18 protein-coding genes, 1 tRNA gene and 1 pseudogene are annotated in these 22,742 nt (G+C 67.5%); 8 read left to right on the forward strand and 12 right to left on the reverse strand.

The features are described from left to right. The first annotated feature begins 15 nt into the window (after positions 1-15). Positions 16-2,520, forward strand: coding sequence for an ATP-dependent helicase HrpB (hrpB, locus tag ASE61_RS25355; RefSeq protein ID WP_061971729.1), 2,505 nt, complete (start codon positions 16-18; stop codon positions 2,518-2,520). Between the two features lie 2 nt (positions 2,521-2,522). On the opposite strand, the gene ASE61_RS25360 is transcribed toward hrpB, so the two are convergent. The 3 genes from ASE61_RS25360 to aroA all read right to left on the reverse strand — a co-directional run bounded on the left by ASE61_RS25360 (position 2,523) and on the right by aroA (position 5,439). Then, on the reverse strand, positions 2,523-3,329 hold the full coding sequence (locus ASE61_RS25360; protein WP_061971876.1) for a DUF1194 domain-containing protein: 807 nt from the start codon (positions 3,327-3,329) through the stop codon (positions 2,523-2,525). Between the two features lie 116 nt (positions 3,330-3,445). Then, the gene (gene cmk / locus ASE61_RS25365; protein ID WP_061971732.1) at positions 3,446-4,099 is read right to left on the reverse strand and encodes a (d)CMP kinase; all 654 of its coding nucleotides are present in this window, start codon (positions 4,097-4,099) and stop codon (positions 3,446-3,448) included. Continuing rightward, the gene (aroA, locus tag ASE61_RS25370) at positions 4,096-5,439 is read right to left on the reverse strand and encodes a 3-phosphoshikimate 1-carboxyvinyltransferase (RefSeq protein ID WP_061971734.1); all 1,344 of its coding nucleotides are present in this window, start codon (positions 5,437-5,439) and stop codon (positions 4,096-4,098) included. Before aroA ends, cmk begins: the two co-directional genes overlap by 4 nt. A gap of 216 nt (positions 5,440-5,655) precedes the next feature. Here aroA and ASE61_RS25375 point away from each other — a divergent pair, with 216 nt between their 5' ends. From ASE61_RS25375 to ASE61_RS25390, 4 genes are all read left to right on the forward strand, one after another. Next, the gene (locus ASE61_RS25375) at positions 5,656-6,054 is read left to right on the forward strand and encodes a TIGR02300 family protein (RefSeq protein WP_061971736.1); all 399 of its coding nucleotides are present in this window, start codon (positions 5,656-5,658) and stop codon (positions 6,052-6,054) included. Between the two features lie 165 nt (positions 6,055-6,219). Then, positions 6,220-6,295: transfer RNA gene (locus ASE61_RS25380), tRNA-Ala, on the forward strand. Positions 6,296-6,612: 317 nt separating this feature from the next. Next, positions 6,613-6,894 (forward strand): hypothetical protein, encoded by a 282-nt coding sequence (locus ASE61_RS25385; protein ID WP_061971738.1) that lies wholly within the window; start codon positions 6,613-6,615, stop codon positions 6,892-6,894. Further along, on the forward strand, positions 6,891-7,895 hold the full coding sequence (locus tag ASE61_RS25390; protein WP_244493026.1) for a pyridoxal-phosphate dependent enzyme: 1,005 nt from the start codon (positions 6,891-6,893) through the stop codon (positions 7,893-7,895). The genes ASE61_RS25385 and ASE61_RS25390 overlap by 4 nt, the downstream gene beginning before the upstream one ends. A gap of 24 nt (positions 7,896-7,919) precedes the next feature. On the opposite strand, the gene ASE61_RS25395 is transcribed toward ASE61_RS25390, so the two are convergent. The 9 genes and pseudogenes from ASE61_RS25395 to ASE61_RS25430 form a co-directional block, all read right to left on the reverse strand. Next, positions 7,920-9,065, reverse strand: a complete 1,146-nt coding sequence (locus tag ASE61_RS25395) for a Gfo/Idh/MocA family protein (RefSeq protein ID WP_061971740.1) — start codon at positions 9,063-9,065, stop codon at positions 7,920-7,922. A gap of 84 nt (positions 9,066-9,149) precedes the next feature. Next, positions 9,150-10,130 carry an arginase gene (rocF, locus tag ASE61_RS25400; protein ID WP_061971742.1) on the reverse strand — a complete coding sequence of 327 codons (981 nt, stop codon included), beginning with the start codon at positions 10,128-10,130 and terminating at the stop codon, positions 9,150-9,152. 107 nt (positions 10,131-10,237) lie between these two features. Continuing rightward, complete coding sequence (efeO, locus tag ASE61_RS25405) at positions 10,238-11,062, reverse strand: iron uptake system protein EfeO (protein ID WP_061971744.1); 825 nt, start codon at positions 11,060-11,062, stop codon at positions 10,238-10,240. A gap of 1 nt (position 11,063) precedes the next feature. Then, positions 11,064-12,383, reverse strand: a complete 1,320-nt coding sequence (gene efeB, locus ASE61_RS25410; protein WP_061971746.1) for an iron uptake transporter deferrochelatase/peroxidase subunit — start codon at positions 12,381-12,383, stop codon at positions 11,064-11,066. Beyond that, positions 12,380-13,321, reverse strand: coding sequence for a cupredoxin domain-containing protein (locus ASE61_RS26965; RefSeq protein ID WP_244493034.1), 942 nt, complete (start codon positions 13,319-13,321; stop codon positions 12,380-12,382). The genes efeB and ASE61_RS26965 overlap by 4 nt, the downstream gene beginning before the upstream one ends. 57 nt (positions 13,322-13,378) lie before the next feature. After that, positions 13,379-14,194 (reverse strand): annotated as a pseudogene (gene efeU / locus ASE61_RS27335) (iron uptake transporter permease EfeU); the annotation flags it as partial. 298 nt (positions 14,195-14,492) lie between these two features. After that, positions 14,493-15,875, reverse strand: a complete 1,383-nt coding sequence (locus tag ASE61_RS25420) for an aldehyde dehydrogenase family protein (protein ID WP_061971748.1) — start codon at positions 15,873-15,875, stop codon at positions 14,493-14,495. A gap of 35 nt (positions 15,876-15,910) precedes the next feature. Continuing rightward, entirely contained in the window at positions 15,911-17,566 is a 1,656-nt protein-coding gene (locus ASE61_RS25425) for an acetolactate synthase large subunit (protein WP_061971750.1), read from the reverse strand. Positions 17,567-17,708: 142 nt separating this feature from the next. Then, positions 17,709-18,497: a class II glutamine amidotransferase gene (locus ASE61_RS25430; protein ID WP_061971752.1), complete on the reverse strand. Its 789-nt coding sequence runs from the start codon at positions 18,495-18,497 to the stop codon at positions 17,709-17,711. Between the two features lie 261 nt (positions 18,498-18,758). Between ASE61_RS25430 and ASE61_RS25435 the strand changes: the two genes are divergently transcribed. From ASE61_RS25435 to ASE61_RS25445, 3 genes are all read left to right on the forward strand, one after another. Beyond that, complete coding sequence (locus ASE61_RS25435) at positions 18,759-19,358, forward strand: TRAP transporter small permease subunit (RefSeq protein WP_061971754.1); 600 nt, start codon at positions 18,759-18,761, stop codon at positions 19,356-19,358. A gap of 158 nt (positions 19,359-19,516) precedes the next feature. Then, positions 19,517-21,190 carry a TRAP transporter large permease gene (locus ASE61_RS25440; protein WP_082617760.1) on the forward strand — a complete coding sequence of 558 codons (1,674 nt, stop codon included), beginning with the start codon at positions 19,517-19,519 and terminating at the stop codon, positions 21,188-21,190. 14 nt (positions 21,191-21,204) lie between these two features. After that, on the forward strand, positions 21,205-22,626 hold the full coding sequence (locus ASE61_RS25445; RefSeq protein ID WP_061971756.1) for a sodium:proton antiporter: 1,422 nt from the start codon (positions 21,205-21,207) through the stop codon (positions 22,624-22,626). The last annotated feature ends 116 nt before the right edge of the window (positions 22,627-22,742 follow it).

The raw sequence follows: 22,742 nt of genomic DNA on the forward strand, positions 1-22,742 counted from the left end.
CCACATCGGCCTGGCATGCGCGCCTTCGACACCGCCCTTCCGATCGATGCCGTCCTCGGCGATCTCGCCGCTTCCCTGTGCGCGAGGCCTAACGCTGTGCTGGTCGCCCCGCCGGGCGCCGGCAAGACCACGCGCGTGCCGCTCGCCCTGCTCGACGAGCCCTGGACCAAAGGCGGCAAGCTGATCGTGCTCGAACCGCGAAGGCTGGCGGCACGCGGCGCGGCGAACCGGATGGCGCAGACCTTGGGCGAGCGCGTCGGTGACACGGTGGGCCTGCGTGTGCGTCTCGGTTCCAAAATCGGTCCGAAGACACGCATCGAAGTCGTCACCGAAGGCGTCTTCGCCCGGATGATCCTCGATGATCCCGCGCTGGACGGCGTCGCCGCCGTGCTCTTCGACGAGTTCCACGAGCGCTCGCTCGATGCCGATTTCGGCCTCGCGCTGGCGCTCGATGCGCAGGGCGGCCTGCGCGAGGACCTGCGCATCCTCGTGATGTCCGCGACCCTCGACGGCGCCCGCGTCGCCAAATTGCTCGACGACGCTGCGGTGATCGAGAGCGAGGGCCGCGCCTATCCGATCGAGACGCGCTATCGCAGCCGCGACCCGCTGAAGCGCATCGAGGATCAGGTCACCGAGACGGTTCTGCTGGCGCTGAACGAGCAGCCGGGCTCGCAACTTGTCTTCCTCCCCGGACAGGGCGAGATCCGCCGCGTCGAGGAGCGGTTGCGCGAGAGATTGCGCGATCCGGCTGTCGAGATCGCTCCGCTCTACGGCGCGCTCGACCAGCGTGAGCAGGATCGTGCCGTGCTGCCGGCACCCGCCGGCAGGCGCAAGATCGTGCTCGCGACGGCCATCGCCGAGACCTCGCTGACGATCGAGGGCGTGCGCGTCGTGATCGATTCCGGCCTCGCCCGCGTGCCGGTCTACGAGCCGGATATCGGCGTGACCCGATTGGAGACCCGCCGCGTCAGCCGCGCCGCCGCCGACCAGCGCCGGGGCCGCGCCGGCCGTACCGAGCCGGGCGTGTGCTACCGGCTCTGGGAGGAGGCCGCGACCGGTGCGCTCGAAGCCTTCGCCCGGCCGGAAATCCTCTCCGCCGACCTCAGCCCGCTGCTGCTCGACTGCGCCGCATGGGGGGTGGGCGATCCATTGAGCCTCGCCTTCCTCGATCCGCCGCCCGCGCCTGCGCTCAAAGAGGCGCGCGCCCTGCTCAGCAATATCGGCGCGCTCGATGCCGATGGCCGTATCACGCCTGATGGACGCGCCTTGCAGGCCCTGCCCCTGCCGCCGCGCCTTGCCCGCATGGTCGTGGCTGCTGCCCGCTTCGGACAGGCGGACGCAGCCGCCGATCTTGCTGCCGTGTTGGTCGAGCGCGGTCTCGGCGGCGATGTGATCGATCTGGCCGAACGGCTGGAACGCTACGGCCGCGAGCGCGGTGGCCGAGCCGGCGATATGCGCCGTCTTGCCGAAGGCTGGGCACGAATCGCCGGGCGCAGCGTCGGCAAGGATCAGGCTTCAACCGACGATATCCTGTCGCCCGGGCTCCTGCTCGCCTTCGCCTATCCCGACCGTGTCGCCAAGGCCCGCGCGCCGGGTTCGGGCCAGTACCTCCTCGCCAATGGCCGTGGCGGCGCGCTGGAGCCGTCGCAGCGCCTGGCGCGCGAGCCTTACGTCGTCGTTGCGGAGATGACCGGCTCGGCCCAGCAGGCCCGCATCATGGCCGCCGCCGCGATCAGCGAAGCCGAGATCGCGGCGCTCGTCTCGCATGACCTCGCCCCCTTCGCCATCGCGGAGCGCGAGGAGGCGAGCTTCGATCGCACGGCGCGCGCCCTGCGCGTTCGGGCCGTGCGCCGTTACGGAGCGCTTTCTCTGTCCGAGCGACCCCTCTCCGTTGCGAACACGTCGGAGAATGCCGAGGTGTTGGCCAAAGGCATCGCCGCGCTCGGCATCGGTCTCCTGCCCTGGAGCAAGGGGCAGAACCAGTTGCGCGAGCGCACCGCCTTCCTGCGCAAGGCAGAACCGGAAGTTGGCTGGCCCGCCCTTTCCGATGAAGGCCTGTCGCAGGAGCCGGAGCTCTGGCTGGCGCCGCATCTCCTCGGGCGCGCCTCGCTCGCGGCGATTCAAGCGTCCGATCTCGATTCGGCGCTGGCGGGCCTCCTGCCCTGGGAGTTGAAGCGCCGGCTCGATCAGGAGGCGCCGACGCATTTCACTGCGCCGACCGGCTCCTCGTTCGCGGTCGACTATGCCGCCGAGGCCGGCCCGACAATCTCGGTGCGTGTGCAGGAACTCTACGGCCTCGCGATCCATCCGGCTTTGGCCGGCGGGCGCGTGCCGCTGGTGCTGGAACTGCTCTCACCGGCACACCGCCCGATCCAGGTCACCCGCGATTTACCCGGCTTCTGGCGCGGCTCTTGGACTGCCGTGAAATCCGAGATGAAGGGCCGCTATCCCCGCCATCTCTGGCCGGACGACCCCGCCGCCGCGCTACCGACGACGCGGGCGAAGCCGAGGGGGACGTAAATCTAATTCCCCATCCGGTCGCGCCATTGCCGCTCGCCGGCAAGGCAGGTCGCGATATTGCCGGACTGTGCCTTCTGGACCGTGGCATCGGCCGGCGCCTCGGCGATCTCGCGCAGCAGCTTCGTCTTCGTCGCCTCGACGAACTGGCTCTTCTCGCGGATTGGAATGACGAAGGCGCCGATCCCCGTGATGACGCAGTCGGTGTAGTAGGTGTCGAGATTGTCGATGTCGAAATAGCCTGCCTGTTTCAGCATCACCGGCAGGCCGTTGATGGCGATGCCCTTGGCACCAGCCTCGTCGCGCGCCGTGGTGACCGGGCGCCCGTCATTGTTGGCGCCGTCGCCGGAGATGTCGATCACGCGCCGCATCGCCGTCACGTTCGACTGCTCCAGCAATTGCACGCCGAGATCGATCGCGCCCGAGATCGAGGTGCGCCGGCCGCGTCGTGTCGGCGCCTCGCCGAGCTCTTCGGCGAAGGCCATCGCCGCGGCCGGGCCGTCGATCACCTTCCAGGGTCGGACGACGTACTGGAAACTGCCGCCGGCCCATTCGAAATAGGTCACGGCGATCTTGCCGATCGCGCCCTTGTCGATGGCGTCGTGAAGCTGCTTGGAGCGGAAGGCCTCGATATAGCCGTTGCGCTGCAAAGCGAGCTCGTCGAGATCCATCGAATAGGAAACGTCGACCGCCAGCACGAGCGCGACGTCGACCTCCTCGGGCGGTGGCGTCGCCGTCTGCGCTCGTGGCAGGGCGGGCTGCCAGAGCGCCGCCGCTGCCAGACATGAGAGACCGTACAGCCAGCGCCGCATCGCCACCTCCGTCGCGTTGTCGCGATGGGAGAGTGTGCGCTTGGGCGAGACACCCGCCAAGCCGGAAAATCCGGCTGACGGCGCCTGTTTCGATAGCAAATTCGCGAGCGGCGCTCTCAGGCGGCGCGGCGGCCTTCGACGATGCCGATCGCGGCGGAGGCCGCCTCCTCGACGGTCAGCGCCGAGGTATCGAGCACCACCGCATCCTCGGCCGCCTTGAGCGGGGCATCGCTGCGGCCGGAATCGCGCGCGTCGCGGCGGCGGATATCGGCGAGGATGCCGTCGAGGGTGACCGCCTCGCCGCGCCCGACCAGTTCCTTGTGCCGGCGTGCCGCGCGGACTTCCGGTGTCGCGGTGACGAAGAGCTTGGCCGGCGCTTCCGGGCAGATCACCGTGCCGATGTCGCGTCCGTCGAGCACGGCCCCACCCGCTTGCGCCGCGAAGCGCCGCTGCCGGGTGAGCAGGCCGGCGCGCACGGCCGGCATGGCCGCGACTACGGAAGCCGCCTCGCCGATCTCGCGGCCGCGCAGCCGCTCCTCGGGGAAGGCGGTCTCGTCGAAGCTATTGACGACCTGCTCGGCTGCGATGGCGTCGTGGATGTCGTGCCCGGCATCGAGCATGGCGCGCGCCACCATCCGGTAGAGCAGGCCGGTGTCGAGATAGGGCAGGCCGTAATGCACGGCCAGCCGGCGCGCGAGCGTGCCCTTGCCGGATGCGGCCGGGCCGTCGACGGCGATGACGAGGCGGCCGGGCCGCGTCGCCGCGCTCATCCGATCTGGCCTCCGAGCCCGTTCATCAGCGGGATGAAGCTCGGGAAGCTCGTCGCGATCATGGCGCCGTCGTCGACCACGACCGGCTGCTCTGTCGCCAGCCCGAGGACGAGGAAGCTCATCGCGATGCGGTGGTCGAGATGGGTCGCGATCGGCCCGCCGCCACGCACCGGTCCGCCACCCGAGCCTTCGACGACCAGGTCGTCGCCCTCGATCCGGCAGTTAACCCCGGCGGCCTTCAGCCCGGCTTCGACCGCGGCGAGGCGGTCGGATTCCTTGACGCGCAATTCCTGCAGGCCGCGCATCCGCGTCGTGCCCGTGGCGAAGGAGGCGGCCACCGCCAGCACCGGATATTCGTCGATCATCGCCGGCGCGCGCTCGGGGGGCACCGTCACGCCCTTGAGGCCGGAGGCGCGCACCCGCAGGTCGCAGACCGTCTCGCCGCCCTCGTTGGCCTCGCGCTCGATCGTGATGTCGGCGCCCATCTCGCGCAGCGTGGTCAGCAGGCCCGAGCGCAGCGGATTGGTCATCACGCTCTCGATCAAGATGTCCGAGCCCGGCACGATCAGCCCCGCCACCAGAGGGAAGGCGGCCGAGGACGGGTCCGCCGGCACGACGATCGGCGCCGCTTTCAGCTCCGGCTGGCCCTTCAGCACGATGCGCCGGCCATGTTCGCCCTCTTGCGTCACCGTGATCTCGGCGCCGAAATGAGCGAGCATCTTCTCGGTATGGTCGCGCGTCGCTTCCGCCTCGATCACCGTGGTTTCGCCGGGCGCGGCGAGCGCGGCCAGCAGCACGGCCGACTTGATCTGCGCCGAAGCGACAGGCGGGCGATAGACGATCGGGATCGCCTCCTTCGGACCGCGCAGCGTCAATGGCACGCGCCCGCCTTCCTGCTGCGAGACGACGACGGTGCCCATCTGTTCGAGCGGATCGAGAATGCGCCGCATCGGCCGCTTGCGCAGCGAGGCGTCGCCGTCGAAGGTCGTGGTGATCGGGTGCGAGCCGCAGACGCCCATCATCAGGCGCGATCCGGTGCCGGCATTGCCGAAATCGAGCATGCCGGCCGGTTCGCGCAAGCCGCTGACGCCGACGCCCTGCACGCGCCAGGCGCCCGGACCGTCATGATGGACGATGGCGCCGAGCGCGCGGGCCGCGGCGGCGGTGCGCATCACGTCCTCGCCTTCGAGCAGGCCGGTGACCTTGGTCTCGCCGATCGCCAGCAGGCCGAAGATCATCGCCCGGTGCGAGATCGACTTGTCGCCGGGCACGCGGACGCGGCCCTTGAGGGGGCCGCCTGCGCGGGCGGTGACGGGGACGGGTTCATGGTCGTGGGACACGGGGCGCGGTCTCTGCAAGCGGGCCGAAAAGGAATGCGCGCAAGGCCGTAGCATGGTCGCGCGCGGCGCGCCAAGACGCGCGCGGCGCGGTGCGCGAAACCGTCGCTTCGAGTTCCGGGTTTGACGCTCCCTGCAAATCAGTATTTGACAGCATCGCTCGCCCCGACTAACGGACGCGCCTGCTTTTCAGAACATGATAGTTGAAGGTCCGACGCAGTGGCGAAACCGGAACTCGGAACGAAGCGCGTTTGCCCGGTCACGGGGCGCAAATTCTACGACCTGAACAAGGACCCGATCGTCTCGCCCTATACAGGGCAGGCTTATCCCCGGGCGATCTTCGAGCCGCAGGCCAAGGCCGCGCCGGCGCCGAAGCCGGAGCCCGACGAGGAGGACGAGACCGAGTCCGCCGACAGCGCCGTCGAGATCGTTTCGCTCGACGAGGCCGATGCCGAGGCGTCGGAGAAGGAAGCCGTCGTCACCAGCGAGGACGATATCGAGGTCGAGGACGTCGGCGACGACGAGGACGACAACACCTTCCTCGAGGAAGATGAGGAAGGCGACGACGACGTCGCCGACCTGATCGATGGCGACATCGAGGGCGACGAGGACAACTGATCCTCAGCCTCTGAAAAAGATGACGACAAAGCGACATTAGGCGCTTGTGTCTTCCGCCCGAGCCGCCTATAGAGCGCTTCGTCGCCGCCGGGCGGCCCGGACGGAACCGCCGAGGCGGTACCAAAATCCGGTTGGTGATCGGTCCCCAAGCCGATCATCGCGAGTGGGGCCATAGCTCAGTTGGGAGAGCGCTTGAATGGCATTCAAGAGGTCGGCGGTTCGATTCCGCCTGGCTCCACCAAATCTCTTTCCTCCGCGAACGGCTGCCTTGGTTCGTTGCGGATCGACGCTTCGGCGCTCCCCAAATTGCGAACGGTCCGGGGCCGGCTGAAAGCGTGATGGAAGATCATCGCCGCGCCTGGCCTGATTCGTCCAAGCTCTGCCGCATATCGCGGATCGGCCGAGCCCGAGCGGCGGAATCGGCCAAGCGCTCCCTCCCTCTCGCCTCATCGACACGCTGGCGCCTCCCTTTGCTCCGCTGGAAGCCGCGAATCATCCCGGCGGCTTGCCGTGCGAGCGTCAGCGTGAGAGTTGCACGCTCCGGACAAGGAAGCAGGAATGGCCAAGCGCACGAAATCCAAAGCCCTCGATACCGAGTTCACCATGTTCGATGTCGTCTACGAGGACGGCTCGAGGACCTCGAACCGGCGCGTTCCGACGGCGTTGCTCGGCGGCCTGGACGGCGATGAGCCGGCCCGCACCGCCATCATGGAGCAGGATCAGGTCATTTCGGAAAAGTCGGGCAAGCCGCCCTTGGCGATCAAGACGCTCGCGCGGGCGTCCAAGTCGGCGGCCGAGCCGGATCCGCGCAAGGACGATCGCAAGAAGCGGTCGGCGTGACGTCGGGTTTGCAGAGCATTCTGCGCGAGCCGCGCTACGACCTGGTCAAGGCGCCGACGCCCTTGCAGCGGCTCTCCGGCTTCGAGCGAAAGCTCGGTCGTCCGGGCTTCTACATGAAGCGCGACGACCTGATGGAGATCGGGCTCGGCGGCAACAAGCTGCGCAGCCTCGAATTCTGGCTCGGCGCCGCGCTGCGCGAGCACGCCGACATCGTCCTCGTCGCGGGCGGGGCGACCTCGAATCTCTGCCGCCTCACCGCGGCGGCGGCCGCGATGGCCGGGCTCGATTGCCTGATCATCCACAATGCCGAGGACAGCCCTGCGAATCGCGAGCGCTCGTTCCTGAACCGGCTGTTCGGCGCGGAAACCCGCTTCATCGGCCCGGTCGGCGAGGAAGAGCGTGCGGCGGCGATGAAGGCCGCGGCCGCGGAGCTGATGCGGCAGGGACGGACGCCTTACATCGTCGGCGATGCCGTTCTGGGCGCGCTCGGCTATGTCCTCGCCGCTTTCGAACTGCATGAGCAGTCGCAGCGCGAATCGGCACCGCTCCGCCATGTCTTCCTGGCGGGCTCGATGGGGCCGACCGAGGCCGGCTTCATCTTCGGCAATGCCCTGCTCGGCCACCCCTTTCAGGTCCATCTCGTCAGCGTCGAATACGGGCAGGCGGAACTGGAGGAGCGCATCCGCCGGATCTACGAGGGCATCGGTGAGCGGACTGGCCTAGCGGTCGGTGATCTCGGCGAGGCTCCGCTGCACTATCACATGGCTCATCTCGGCGGCGGCTGGGGCGTGCCGACCCTCGAATCGGAAGCGGCGATCGTCGCCTTCGCCCGCACCGAGGGCATCCTGATCGAGCATGTCTACACGGCGAAGACCTGCGCCGGCTTCCTCGACCTCGTCGCCAATGGCACGATTCCGCAGGGCGAGCCCGCCTGCATCCTCCATACCGGCGGGACGGCCTCGCTGTTCTCGCAGCGCGAGCAGTTCAGGACTGTGAGCTGAGAGGCCCAGCCCTATCCGCCGCTCTCAGAAGCGCGAGCGTGGCCGATAGGGCTGGGCCAGGTCGCGGGCATTGTTGAGGGCGAGCGCAAGCTCCGTGATGTGCAGGGCGAGCGCGCCCGAGAAACGCGGTGGTTCGCCGCGCCGGATCGCCTCGGCCTGATCCGCCACGCCGCGCATGAAATCGATCTGAGAGGGGTAGCCGGGCAGGGCCTTGCTCATCGGCTGGGCCGGATAGGTCAGCTTGCGCCCCGGCGTCGGCTTCCACGGCAGCGCACGCCCGAGCTTGGCTTCGGCCCGCGTCAGAATGCGCCCGAGCCATGGTCGCGGCGCACCGGTCTCCTCGACATGGACCACGGAGCGATTGTCCCAGAGGTCGCGCACCGTCAGCGAGCCCTTCTCGGCGAAGACCTGTAGCGAGCGGTCGCGGGGCGCGGCAAGCCCGTTGGTCAGCCTTGCGACGACGCCCGAGCGGAAGGTCAGGCAGCCCACGGAGAAATCCGGCGCCATCGTGATCTGTTCGGTGCCCGGTCCCTTGTCGGGGAAGGTCACGGCGGAGAAGGCGGTCAGGCTCTCGACCGGGCCGAACAGCGTCACCAGCCAGGACAGCGCGTAGCCGGCATGTTCCAGCGTGCAGCCGATCTCGAACTCGTGCAGCCCCGGCCAGGGCGCGCCCGAGCGCGAGCGCCAGCTTGCCCATTTGTCGCGGAAGACCGGGCCGTCCTCCAGCGCGGCGTAGACCAAGCGAGGCGTCCCGATCCGGCCGGAGCGCAAGGCGTTCTCGACGAGGCGATGGGCATCGCTGAGCCCGTTGGCGGGCGCGGTGGCGAGCGTCAGCCCGGAGCCTTGCGCCTGCGCGACCAGCGCCTCGGCCTGCGCCAGCTCCATCGCCAGCGGCTTTTCGCAATAGACATGCTTGCCGGCCGCGAGTGCTCGACTCGTGATCTCGTAATGGCTCTCCGGCGTCGTCAGGTTGACGACGATCTGCACTGCGGCGTCAGCCAGCAGGGCATCGAGATCCGGATAGGCCGGAACATTGTGGAAGGCGCGGAAGGCTTCCAGCCGCGCGGCGTCGCGATCCCAGACGCCGGCGAGCGTGAGCGTCGGGTGGTTCGCCAGCGTGGTCATGTAGTAGTCGGCGACGAACCCCGTCCCGACGAGCGCGATCTTCATGCTTGAACCCATTCCATCGACCGAAAGCCGACGAAATGGCCTCTATCAGGCAAGGATGAAGATCGGCTTTCGCGGAAATGCGGCTTATGCCGCGCCGATCGCGTTCGACGGCGTCTGCCGATCGGTGATCTGCTGGCCGAACAGGCTGCCGGCGAGCTCCACCGCGAGGCGGGCCGTCTGGCCGCGATCGTCGAGGAAGGGGTTGAGCTCGACGATATCCATCGAGCGGACCAGCCCGGAATCGTGCAAGAGCTCCATCACCAGATGCGCTTCGCGATAGGTCGCGCCGCCCGGCACGGTGGTGCCGACGCCGGGCGCCAGTGGCGGATCGAGGAAATCGACGTCGAACGAGACGTGCAGAACGCCGTTTGCCGCGCGCACCTTCTCGATCACCTTGCGGATCAGCACGCCGACGCCATGCTCGTCGATGGCGCGCATGTCGGCGATGTCGACGCCGCGCGCCTTCACGGCGGCCTTCTCCAGCGGGTCGATCGAGCGGATGCCGAACAGGCTGAGCTGCTCATGCGAAATCGAGGCGCGCGGCTCGGAGCCCAGCAGGTCGTCGAGCCCGGCCTCGCCGCAGAGGAAGGCGGAGGACATGCCGTGCATGTTCCCGGAGGGCGAGATCGCCGGCATGTTGAAATCGGCATGGGCGTCGAGCCAGAGCACGAAGAGCTTGCGGCCCTGCTCCTGCCAGTGGCGGGCGACGCCATTGACCGAGCCCATCGACAGGCTGTGGTCGCCGCCGAGGAAGATCGGCGTGTCGCCGGAGCGGGCGAGCTCGTAGGCGCGGGCGCTGAGCGCGCGCATCCAGGCGGCGATCTCGTTGTAGAAGCGGGCATTGGCCGGGGCCGGGCCGTCGACCGTGGTCAGGTCGCGCGGCAGGATGTCGCCATGGTCGCTGACCGTGTAGCCGAGGCTTTCCAGCACGCTGACGAGGCCGGCGGTGCGCAAGCCGGCCGGGCCCATCAGGGCGCCGCGGCGCGAGGCGCCGACCTCGATGGGCGCACCGAGCAGGGCGATGCGGCCCTGGGAAGCGGGAGCGTTCGTGGTGGAGGCGGTCATGCTGGCGGTCCGTTGACAGGATTGCGAGGGGCGTCACGCGCCGATGCGCCGTCCATGGCGCATCGGCTCCCCCCTGTCGAGTGGCGCGCTTGCGTAACCGGTTGATGTCAGCCGAGGCCGAGCACGCCGCGCAGCTTCGAGAGATCCTCCGCCAGCGTCGTGATCATCGCGGCCAGCGCCTTGCGATCAGCCTCGCTCAGCTTGTCATAGGTCTCGAAGCCGCCATCCCCAAGCTTGTACTTGGCCAGCGTCTTGTCGACGGTCGCGAAATTGGCGTCGATCTTCCCGGCCAGCGCCTTGTCTTCCTTGACGACGAGCGGCCGCAGCAGGTCGACGATCTTCTTGGCGCCGTCGACATTGGCCTGGAAGTCCCAGAGATCGGTATGGCTGTAGCGGTCTTCCTCGCCGGAGATCTTGGTCGCCGCGACCTCCTCGATCAGCGCCGCCGCGCCACCGACCATCTTGTCCGGCGGAACCGTCAGGCCCTTGATGCGGCTCTGCAATTCGGTGACGTCGGCGATGAGCTTGTCGGCGAAGGAAGCAAGCCCTTCCGTGCTGTTCTTGGCGAAGAGCCCGTATTCGAGGCGATGGAAGCCGGTGAATTCCGGGTCCTCTTCCTTTTTCTCATGGTCGTCGGCGCGCGCGTCGATCTTGCCGTCGAGATCGCTGAACAGCTCGGCGACCGGCTCTATCATCTCGTAGGAGACGCGCGTCGGGGCATAGAGCGCCCTGGCCTTGGCGAGGTCTCCGGCCTTGACCGCGTCGGTGAAGGTCTTGGTGTCCTTCACCAGCTGGTCGACTCCCTTGGAGACATAGAGCTTGTATTCGGCGACCGGCGCCACGAGGTCGAGCGGCGAGGCGGCCTGCGCCGATCCGACGGTCACAGCGGCGATCAGGCTGGCTCCGGCCAGCCCTGCGAGACGCAAGCTCATATCAATCTCCTGTCTTGCGGGGGGAAGAGGTCGTCGAGGCCGGTGCGATGCCGCGCGCGGCCCGGATCAGCCCGGCGCCGAGATAGCTCCCGCCATCCGGCACGCCGGGCAGGGCAAAGAAATAGCCGCCGCCGACGGGCTTGATGTATTCCTCCAGCGGCTCGCCATCGAGCCGCTTCTGCACGGCGATGAAGCTGCGCTCGAGGTCCTGCTGGAAGCAGATGAAGAGCAGCCCCATGTCGAGCTGGCCGGCGCGCGTGACGCCGTTGGAATAGTTGAAAGGCCGGCGCAACATGCGGCTGCCTTCGGTCTCCGGCCGGCGCGGATTGGCGAGCCGGATATGGGCATCGAGCCTGGTGCGCTTGCCCTCGGGATCGTCGGCATAGACCGGTTCGTCATATTCGCGTCTGCCGCCGAAGGGCGCGCCGCTCGCCTTCTCGCGGCCCATGATCGCTTCCTGCTCGCCCAGCGGCGTGCGGTCCCAGCGCTCGACGAAATTCCGGATGATCCGGACGACCTGATAGCTGCCATTCGCGGCCCAGTCCGGCTCACTGGGTCCGGACTGCACCCAGACGAGATGATCCATCAGCGCGGTGTCGGCGGCGTCGGGATTGGCGGTGCCGTCGCGGAAGCCGAGCAGGTTGCGTGCGCTCTCGGCCGGTTCGCCCTGCTTCGGCTTGAGCACCGGCACCGTGCCCTCCTGCTTCCAGCGCAGCAGGAGCAGGTCCGGTGCGTTCTTCAGGATGTCGCGCAGCGCATGGATACTGGTATCGGCGGTGTTGCCGCAGAATTGCAGCAAGAGGTCGCCATGGCAGAGCGCGCCGTCGAGCGCATCGTTGCGGAAGCGTTTCATCCGCTGCAGATGCTTCGGCTTGAGCGGCCCGAGTCCGAAACGCTCGTCGAAGAGCGAAGCGCCGAGCGCGATGGTGACGGTGAGATTGTCGGGCGCGATGACCGGCCCAAGGATGCCGCTGTCGGGCGGCGGAAAGCCCGGATCGGCGGTCGGGGCTTCTCCGCCCTGCATCAGGAAGGCGATGCGCTCGCTGAGCAGCCGGAACAGCCGTTCGAGCTCGTCGAGCGAGGTCGCGGTGACGTCGAAGGCGGCGACGAGCCCGGTCGCCGGGCGCGGCGTGACGATGCCGGATTGATGGATGCCATGGAAGGGCTGGCGCTGGGCGGTCGTGCCGCTTTCCGGCGCAGCTGCCGGATTCTGGACCGGTTCGGTCGCTGCCTGCGCCAATGAGGCGTTACCGAGGGCGACTGCGCCGCCGGTCAGGAGCGCGCGTCGCGAGGGGGTAAAGGGATTGGTCGGCTTGGTCATGACTTGCGCTCCGCTTCGGGCAAAGCGAGCGCCTTGCGCATGGCCGCGAGATCCTCGGTCAGCGCCCGCAGCGCCCCGCCCGGCTTGGCGTCGTTGGGCAAGGCCACGAGGTCGGCCCGGACGCGCCCTGCCAGCTCGGGGTCGACGCGTGCTGTCAGCGGCAGCAGCAGCTTTGCGATATCGCGCGCGGCGGCGACATCCTCGGGCGAGCCGGTCTCGCTGTCCGGGGGCGACAGGAGGTTGATCGCGCCGGCCAGCATCGTATCGGGCAGGACGGTGCGCTGGGCGAGCGCGTTGCGGAAGGCCTCGGCATCCGCTGCCGTTGCATCGCCCGCCAGGGCCGCTTGCAGCTTGCCGAAGAGGGTTTCGAGCTCGGCATCGCCCGCCGCCGCGGGCCGGAGGGCGGGCAGCAGTACCGCGGCGTCGCGACGGGCCTTGTCCGCGGCCTGCGTATCGCCGGCGCCCCGTGCCTTTTCGAGGGCGTCGAGCGCGGTGCCGAGCGCGACCGAACGTTCGCTCAGGAAGGCGCGATATTCGGCGGCCGGCCCGACCACGTCCATCAGGGTCAGGGCCGGATGCGGCTGCGTCGTCGAAGCCTGCACGACCAGGCGGCCGCGCGGTGCGCTCAGTAATCCGCAGGTGATGGCGTATTCGCCCGGATCGAGCCGTGTCGTCAGCCGCCGCGACTGGCCGGGCGCGATATTTTCGCGTTCCTCCACGACCATGACGCCCTCGAGGATCTCCCATTCCAGCACGCGCTCGCTGCGATTGCTCACGATGAAGCTGGCCTTGCCGGCGGGGATCGTCAGCGATGCCGGCTGGCAGGTCCGGTCGGTGATCGCGATGGCGATATCGGCCGTGCCGGCCTGGGCCGCTCGCCGTGCGCCGGTGCCGGCCGCATAGATGAAGGCGCCGGCGCCGCCACAGACCAGCAGCAACGTGCCGATGCCCGCCAGTTTCAGGCGGGGCGAGCGCCGCGTTTCGAGGCGGGGCGCTGCGGCTGCCTGTTCCGGCCGGCCGCCGGCCAGGAACAGGGCAAGCATCGGGATCAGGAAGGCGAGATAGGCGATGACTTCGCCGAGCACCGCCCGCTCCTGATAGCCGAAGAAGCCGGAAAGGACTGTGCCGAGCGCGCTGTCGGCCGGCAGCACCGTACCGAGATCGTAGACGCTCCGCTGGAGATGGTTCCAGAGCCCGGCTTCATGCAGGGAACGCACCGCATTCGCGACGAGTCCGGCCGCAACGAACAGGATCAGGATGCCGGTCCAGCGAAAGAAGCTGCGCAGGTTGAGCTTCACCCCGAGCGCATAGATCGCATAGCCGATGATGGCCGCCAATCCGATGCCGAGTCCGGCTCCAATCGCAGGAGCCCAGCCGCTGTTCTGCTGGAAGGTGGCGAGCAGGAAGAAGACGGATTCGAGCCCCTCGCGCACGACGGCGAGGAAGGCGAGTCCGACCAGCGCGAGCCCCTGATGTGGGCCTGCCAGCGCCATATCGACGCCGGCCTGCAATTCGCCCTTGATCGAGCGCGCCGCCTTGCGCATCCAGAACACCATCGAGGTCAGCATCGCCGCTGCGATCAGGCCGATCACGGCCTCGAACAATTCCTGTCCGCGCTGGGGCAATTCACCGACGATGATGTCGAGCGCCGCGCCGGCCGCGAGGCTCACCGCGCAGGCGAGGCCGACGCCGATCCAGAGCGCCGGCAGCCACTCGCGCCGCCCGCTCCTGACCAGATAGCTCGCGACGATGCCGACGATCAGCGCGGCCTCGATGCCTTCGCGGAGCATGATGAGAAACGGTACGATCACGGCGAACCCGGCCCGGTTGCACGTCGCGATCAGGCTATTCGCGGCGCAGATCCTCCGTGCCTAGGCAGGCGCAGCGCAGGGGTCAACCAAATCCTGATAGTTTAGAATGATCGTAAACTATTGAGAATGCTCCGGATACTTGCGAGAGCATGGAGCTGCACGCGTCTCGGCGTTGTCGTCTTGCCGCTACCGTGATGCTCGCCCCGGTGGCGAGCATGACGTCTTGAACACCGCATCGGACAAGGGAAGACGTGGATGGCCGGGACAAGCCCGACCATGACGGCGAGACCAAAAAACCTCAGCGGCGCTTCAGCAGGATCATCTTCTCCTGCGTCATGTCGTGCATCGTGTAGGGGATGCCGCCAGTGCCGTAGCCAGAGACGCGCCGGCCGGCGAAGGGCATCCAGTCGACGCGGAAGCTGGTCGGGTCGTTGACCATGACGGCGGAGGCGTCGAGCCGGTTTGCCGCCCGCATCGCGACATCGATATCCTGCGCGAAGATGCTGGCCTGGAAGGCGACAGGCAGGGAATTTGCCCGCGCGATGGCGTCGTCGAGCTTGCTGTATCGGTAGATCGCGACGACCGGGCCGAAGACCTCCTCGCTGGAGATGCGCGCTGCCGGATCGGGGTCGATCAGCACCGTCGGCTCCAGCGTCGTCTCCGAGAGGCGTTTGCCGCCGGTGGCGAGCCGGGCTCCGCCCTTCACCGCCTCGTCGATCCAGGAGGCGACGCGGTCGGCCTCCTTCGGGATGATCAGCGGCCCGACCTCGGTGTCCTTCAGGGTAGGGTCACCGGTGCGCAGCTTCTTCACCCGCGCCACGAGCCGCTCGGTGAAGTCGTTGATAACAGCGTCATGGACATAGATGCGCTGGGTCGACACGCAGACCTGTCCGGCATGGTAGTAGCCGCCCTTCACGATCGGCTCGATGATCCCGTCGAGATCGGCGCTCCTGTCGACGATCGCCGGGGCGACGCCGCCATGCTCCAGCGCCGAGCGGGCGCCATGGGCGAGTTTCGAATGCAGGTACCAGCCGACCTTGGCCGAGCCGATGAAGCTCAGGAAGGCGATGCGCGGGTCAGTCGCGAACTTCTCTGCCAGCGCGGTCTCTGCGGGCACGAATGTCTGGCACCAGGCTTCCGGCAGGCCGGCCTCGTGCACCAGCTTGACGAAATCGATGCAGGAGAGTGGCGTCGTGCCGGCCGGCTTGACGATGACCGGGCAGCCCACCGCAATCGCCGGCGCGACCTGATGCACGATCAGGTTGAGCGGGTGGTTGAAGGCCGAGATCGCCGCGACGATGCCGATCGGCTCCTTGGTGGTGAAGGCCCAGCGATCGGCGGCCGCCGCCGAGAGCCCCATCGGGATCTCGCGCCCGGCGAAGTTCCGGAGCTCCTCGGCGGCATTGTAGACGCCGTCGACGGCCCGGTTCGCCTCGACGATGGCGTCCGGCAGTGGCTTCCCGCCCTCGCGCGCGATCTGCATGGCGAAATGGTCGCGCCTGGCTTCGAGGAGGCCGGCGAGCTTGCGCAGGATCGCAATGCGCTGATGCGGCTTCAGCCAGTTGTCGCGATCCTTGAAGACGGCCTCAGCCGCCTGGAGCTTGCGTTCGAGCGCGGCCTCGTCATCGGTCTCGATCTCGGTGATCGGAGCGCGGTCATAGGCTTGCACAACCTGGAGCATGGTCGTCTCCTTGAATTCGCTGGGATTGCCGAGGATCAGGCGAGATCGACGTCCGGCACCTTGTTTCTGAGCTCCTCAACGAGGACGCGGGTGTTCTCGGAATAGTCGATCGGGCAATCGACGAGATGGACGCCGCCGCCCTTGAAGGCGGCTTCCAGCGTCGGCACCAGTGCCTCGGCCGAGGTCACGCGCGAGCCCTTGGCGCCATAGGCCTTGGCATAGACGACGAAATCGGGATTGCCGAAGGTCATGCCGTAATCCGGAAACTGGTCGACGGCCTGTTTCCAGCGGATCATGCCATAGGCGCCGTCATTGAGGACGAGCACGACGAGGTTGAGCCCGAGCCGGACCGCCGTCTCCATCTCCTGCGAGTTCATCATGAAGCCGCCATCGCCGCAGACGGCCATGACGCGCCGTTCCGGATGCAGCATCGCCGCCATCATCGCCGAGGGCAGGCCAGCCCCCATCGTCGCCAGCGCATTGTCGAGCAACAGCGTATTGGCGACATGGGTGCGGTAGTTCCGCGCAAACCAGATCTTGTACATGCCGTTGTCGAGGCAGACGATGCCGTCCTCCGGCATCACCGCCCGCACGTCGTGGACGAGCCGCTGCGGCGTCACCGGGAAACGGTCCTCTTCCGAGCGGGCATTGATCTTCGCCAGGATCTTCTGGCGCAGTTCCAGCGTCTGCTTCTGCTCGGGCAGCTTGCCTTCCAGCCGCTCGGCGAGCCCCGTCATCGTGACGCCGATATCGCCGATCACCTCGGCGTCGGGGTGATAGACCTGCTCGACATTGGCTGACTGGAAGCCGAGATGGACCACCTTCGGCCCGCCGGCATTGCGCATCAGGAAGGGCGGCTTCTCGATCGTGTCGTGGCCGACGGCGATGATCAGGTCGGCTGCGGCGACGGCCTCATGGACATAGTCGCCCTCGGAGAGCGCGGCGGTACCGAGATAGAGGTTCGAGCCGCCGGTGACGGCGCCCTTGCCCATCTGCGTGTTGAAGAAGGGCAGGCCGATGCGGCGTACCGCGGCCGAGAGCGGCTCGACCAGGCGCGGCCGGTTGCCGGCCGCGCCGATCATCACCAGCGGGCGCTTGGCGGCGAGGATCATCTGTGCAGCCCGATCGATCGCTCCGGCCGGCGCGATCGGCCGGTCCAGCGGATGGACCGGGATCGCCGGAATGTCCTCGACCTCCTCGGCCGCCACGTCCTCGGGCAGTTCGAGATGGACGGGGCCCGGCCGCTCCTCCATCGCGACGCGGAAGGCGTCGCGCACCACCGAGGGAATGCTGGCGGGGCTGACGATCTGGCGGGTCATCTTGGTCAGCGGGCGCATCGAGGCGACGACATCGACGATCTGGAAGCGCGCCTGCTTCGCGGTCATGATCGCCTTCTGCCCGGTGATGAGGATCATCGGCATCGCGCCGAGATGGGCATAGGCAGCGCCGGTCGAGAAATTGAGCGCGCCCGGCCCGAGGGTCGCGATGCAGACGCCGGGGCGGCCGGTCAGGCGCCCATGTGTCGCGGCCATGAAGGCGGCGGCCTGCTCGTGCCGCGTCAGCACCAGCTCGATCTTCGATTTGCGCAGGGATTCGACGACGTCGAGATTTTCCTCGCCAGGAACGCCGAAGACGCGATCGACGCCCTCGTTCTCAAGCGCCTCGACCAGAAGATCGGAACCCTTCTTCATCGCCCGTGCCTTTCGCGGAGGAAGCCTCGCCGGACAGCAAGGCTAGGCTCTCGACGTAGGAACGCAACCGGGGGCGTGTCAGGGCGAGCGGCGCATGGCTGTTCTGCCCGCCAGCAGCTTGCGATGATGGGCTGATACCGGCTCAGGCCGCCTGTTTCAGCGCAATCTCGAAGGGCGAGAACGTCACCGCGCCGCCCCGCACCGTGACCAGCGTGTTGCAGGGCAGGGCCTGCCAGCATTCGCGCGCGGCATCGACTGGCTCCGAGGCGACGACGACGCTGTCGGGCCGTTCGCAGACATAGAGGCTAGGCGGCTTCGTGTCCGAGGACCAGCGGATGGCATGGATGCTGTCGCCGTCGGCCAGCGCCGCCGCGCAGCGCAGCGGCTCGCGGATGCCGGCCTGTTCCATCAGCGCGAGCGCATCGACAATCGCTGCGGCCAGCGCCTGGCCGGGCGCCATGCCCTCGGCCAGATGGGAAAGGGTGAGCAGGAACAGCGCTTCGGAATCGGTCGAGCCGGCGCGGGCGTCGTAGAGCGAATCCGGGATCAGGGCCTCCAGCCGCCGGCGGATCGCGCCATAGCCGCCGATCTGGCCGTTATGCATGAAGAGATAGCGGCCATGGACGAAGGGGTGGCAGTTCGCCCGGGTCGTCGCTGTGCCGGTCGCGGCGCGGACATGGGCGAAGAACAGATGCGAGCGCACCTGCCGTGCGATCGAGAGCAGGTTCTCGTCGGACCAGGCGGGCCTGACCTCGCGGTACTGGCCGGGCTCGGGCCGCTCGCCATACCAGCCGACGCCGAAGCCGTCGCCATTGGTGCCGGTCTTGGCTTCCTCGGCATGGAGCGACTGGTGGATCAGCGAATGGCAGGGCGAGGCGACGAAGTCCTCGAGGAAGACGGGAACGCCGGAATAGGCGAGGAAGCGGCACATCTGCGCCTCGAATCGATGGGGTGGAAGCAGCCGGGAGAATAATGTTCTCCGAAGATGAATGCGAACATAACGGATTATTCGCTTCGCTGCGGACGACACTCTCCCGCCATCTGCTGACGCGAAAACAGGCAGCCGCGACCCCGCCTTTCGTCCAATGGATAAGACCCGTACCGTCTTGCGTGGCGCGCATCCCTCCTATACCGATCCTGCCGACAAAGGGGCGGAAACGGCGCAGAATTGCGCCCTCACGGGAGCGGGAATGTGAAGGGTCTCCTTGCCATCAGCCGGGTCATCGACGCGGTCAACAGCCAGATCGGCAAAAAGATCGCCTGGCTGATCCTCGTCGCGGTCCTCGTGGCGGCGATCAACGCCATCATCCGCAAGGTCTTCAACGTCTCGTCGAATGCCTGGCTCGAACTGCAATGGATGCTGTTCGGCGCCGTCTTCCTGATGTGCGCGTCCTGGACGATGCAGGTGAAGGAGCACATCCGCATCGACATCGTGAACAGCATGCTGCCGCAGCGCGTGCGGCAATGGATCGAGCTCATCGGCCATGTGCTCTTCCTGATGCCGTTCTGCCTGCTGATCGTCTATCATTCCTGGCCGTTCTTCATGCGCTCCTACGCGATCAACGAGCAGTCGCTTTCGGCTGGCGGCCTGCCGCAATGGCCGGCCAAGGGGCTCGTCGTCATCGGCTTCGTGATGCTGACCTTCCAGGGTGTTTCCGAGATCATCAAGCAGATCGCGATCATGCGTGGCGACCTGGAGGATCACGAGGCGGCGCTCGGCCATGCGGCCGCCGCCGAGGCGGAAGCCCAGCGCCTGCTCGACCAAGCCAAGGAACAGGGCCTCGCCTCGTGAGCGGCCCGCAAGAAGTCCGGAACCGTCCCATGCACGCTCATCGCCTTCCGCGCGCCGCCGGCCTGCTGCTCGCGCTCACGCTCCTCGCCTTCTTCGGCCTCCATACCGGCGACGCCCTTGCCGCGGGCGGCGGTGTCGGCGATTTCCTGCGCGTCAACATGGCGCCGGTGATGTTCGCGGCGCTCGTGGTCTTCCTGCTGCTCGGCTATCCCGTCGCCTTCGCGCTGGCCGCCAACGGCCTGCTCTTCGCATTGATCGGCATCGAGCTCGGCCTGTTCCAGGAGAACTTCCTACAGGCGCTGCCGGAGCGCATCTACGGCACGATGAACAACGACGTGCTGCTGGCGGTGCCGTTCTTCACCTTCATGGGGCTGATCCTCGAACGCTCCGGCATGGCGGAGGACCTGCTCGACACCATCGGCCAGCTCTTCGGGCCGATCCGCGGCGGTCTCGCCTATGCGGTGATCTTCGTCGGCGCGCTGCTCGCTGCCACCACCGGCGTCGTCGCGGCCTCGGTGATCTCGATGGGCCTGATCTCGCTGCCGATCATGCTGCGCTACGGCTATGACCGGCGCCTTGCGTCAGGTGTCATCGCGGCCTCCGGCACGCTCGCCCAGATCATCCCGCCCTCGCTCGTCCTGATCGTGCTCGCCGACCAGCTCGGCCGCTCGGTCGGCGACATGTACGAGGGCGCCTTCATTCCCGGCCTCGTGCTGGCCTCGATGTATGCGGGCTATGTCTTCCTGATAACGATCGTCTATCCCAATCGCGCGCCCGGCCTGCCGCCGGAGGCGCAGACCCTGCGGGATGCCGATGGTAAGACCCGCCGTCTGTCGCTGCTTGTCGTCGCGGTCATCTCGCTCGTCCTCGCCTATGCCTACATGAAGCTCTTCACCAAGCTGCAGGCGGGCGCCGATTTCGTCGTGCTGACGATGTCGCTGATGGTGGCGATCTCCTTCGTCATCGCGCTGGTCAACAAGTTCCTCGGCCTCGGCCTGCTCTCGCGCATGGCCGAGCAGGTCGTCTTCGTGATGGTGCCGCCGCTGGCGCTGATCTTCCTGGTGCTCGGCACCATCTTCATCGGTGTCGCCACACCGACGGAGGGCGGCGCGATGGGTGCTGCCGGTGCGATTCTGCTCGCCTACGGCAAGAAGCGCATGACCTTCGATCTGCTGAAGCAGGCGACGGAATCGACCGCCAAGCTCTCGGCCTTCGTGCTCTTCATCCTGGTCGGTGCGCGCGTGTTCTCGCTGACCTTCTACGGCGTCAACGGCCATCTCTGGGTCGAGCATCTGCTGGTCGGCCTGCCGGGCGGCGCGACGGGCTTCCTGATCGTCGTCAACGTGATGGTCTTCCTGCTCGCCTTCTTCCTCGACTTCTTCGAGCTGGCCTTCATCATCGTGCCGCTGCTCGGACCCGCGGCGGAAAAGCTCGGCATCGACCTGATCTGGTTCGGTGTCATCCTCGGCGTGAACATGCAGACCTCCTTCATGCACCCGCCCTTCGGCTTTGCCCTGTTCTTCCTGCGCTCGGTCGCGCCGAAGAACGCCTACAAGGATCGCGTCACCGGCCGGATGATGGAGCCCGTCACCACCGGCCAGATCTACTGGGGCGCGGTGCCCTTCGTGGTGATCCAGTGCATCATGGTCGCCCTCGTCGTGTTCTTCCCGAGCATGGTGATGCACTACAAGGCCTCCGCGATTCAGCTCGACCAGAAGGCGATCGACAAGCAGTTCGATTCGATCCAGATCCCCGGCCTTGGTGCTTCGGGTCTGCCGGGTGGATTCGATCTGAACGCGCCGCCGGTCATCGGCGCGCCGCCGAAGCCGTAAGGGCGCGGGCCGTGATGGGGTTCGCCGGCCGGCTGATCGCAACGACGTCGCTTGCGCTCGTGGCGATGCCCGGTGCCGCCTGGGCGGCAGGCGATATCGGCGGCGCCAGCATGGGTGTCGGCTGGGCCCTGCCCTTCGCCGGCATGCTGCTCTCGATCGCGCTCGGCCCGGTGCTGTTCCCGCATCTCTGGGAGCATCACTATGGCAAGTTCGCCGCGTTCTGGGCCTTGCTGACGCTGGTGCCGCTGTTTCTGCTGCGCGGCGTCGATCCGGCTTTGGGGGCTCTGCTCCACACCGCGCTGCTCGACTACATCCCCTTCATCATCCTGCTCTTCGCGCTCTTCACCATCGCGGGCGGCATCCTGATCTCGGGCAACCTGCACGGCACGCCGGCGACCAATACGGTGCTGCTGGCGATCGGCACGGTGCTCGCAAGCTTCGTCGGCACGACCGGTGCCTCGATCATCATGATCCGGCCGGTGCTGCGGGCGAACGATGACCGGCGTTTCAATGTCCATGTCGTCGTGTTCTTCATCTTCCTGGTCTCGAATATCGGCGGTTCGCTGACGCCGCTCGGCGACCCGCCGCTGTTCCTCGGCTTTCTGCGCGGCGTCGATTTCTTCTGGACCACGAAACATCTGTTGCCCGAGACGGCCTTCGCCGTCGTCGTGCTGCTTGCCCTGTTCTACGCGCTCGACAGTTTTCTCTTCCGCAAGGAAGAGGGCTTTCCGAAGCTCAAGGACCCGACGCCGGACCGCGCCATCAAGCTCTGGGGCAAGGTCAACATCCTGTTGCTGGCCGGCGTCATCGTCGCGATCCTGATGTCGGCGAACTGGAAGCCGGGTGTCGCCTTCACCGTGCATGGCGTCCCCGTCGAGGGCCAGAACCTGCTGCGCGACGTCATCCTGCTCGCGCTTGCCGGCCTCTCGCTCAAGCTGACGCCCGGTCCCATCCGCGCCGGCAACGAGTTCTCCTGGGGGCCGATCAAGGAGGTTGCCAAGCTCTTCGCTGGCATCTTCATCTGCATCATCCCGGTTCTGGCGATGCTGCAGGCCGGCAAGGCGGGCGCCTTCGCGCCGCTGGTCGGGCTCGTCACCAATGCCGACGGCAGCGCCAACACGGTGGCCTATTTCTGGCTGACCGGCGCGCTCTCCTCCTTCCTCGACAACGCCCCGACCTATCTCGTCTTCTTCGAGCTGGCCGGCGGCGATCCGAAGGCGCTGATGACGACGGGGGCGCTGACGCTGGCGGCGATCTCGGCCGGCGCGGTCTTCATGGGCGCCAACAGCTATATCGGCAACGCCCCGAACTTCATGGTCTACGCCATCGCCAAGGACCGGAAGGTGAAGATGCCCTCCTTCTTCGGCTACATGCTCTGGTCGGGGGCGATCCTGATCCCGCTCTTCGTGGTGCAGACCTTCCTGTTCTTCCGGTAAAGCAGGGTGTCATCCCGTGCGCGCAGCAGCATGCCAATGCTGCGGCGCAGACACAGGACCGTCTCACGGAAGGGGCGCCTCGTTCTGCGCGCGCTCCGGAGAAGGCGCCCTATCTC

Source organism: Allobosea sp. Root670 (genome assembly GCF_001429415.1).
Classification (GTDB): domain Bacteria; phylum Pseudomonadota; class Alphaproteobacteria; order Rhizobiales; family Beijerinckiaceae; genus Allobosea; species Allobosea robiniae.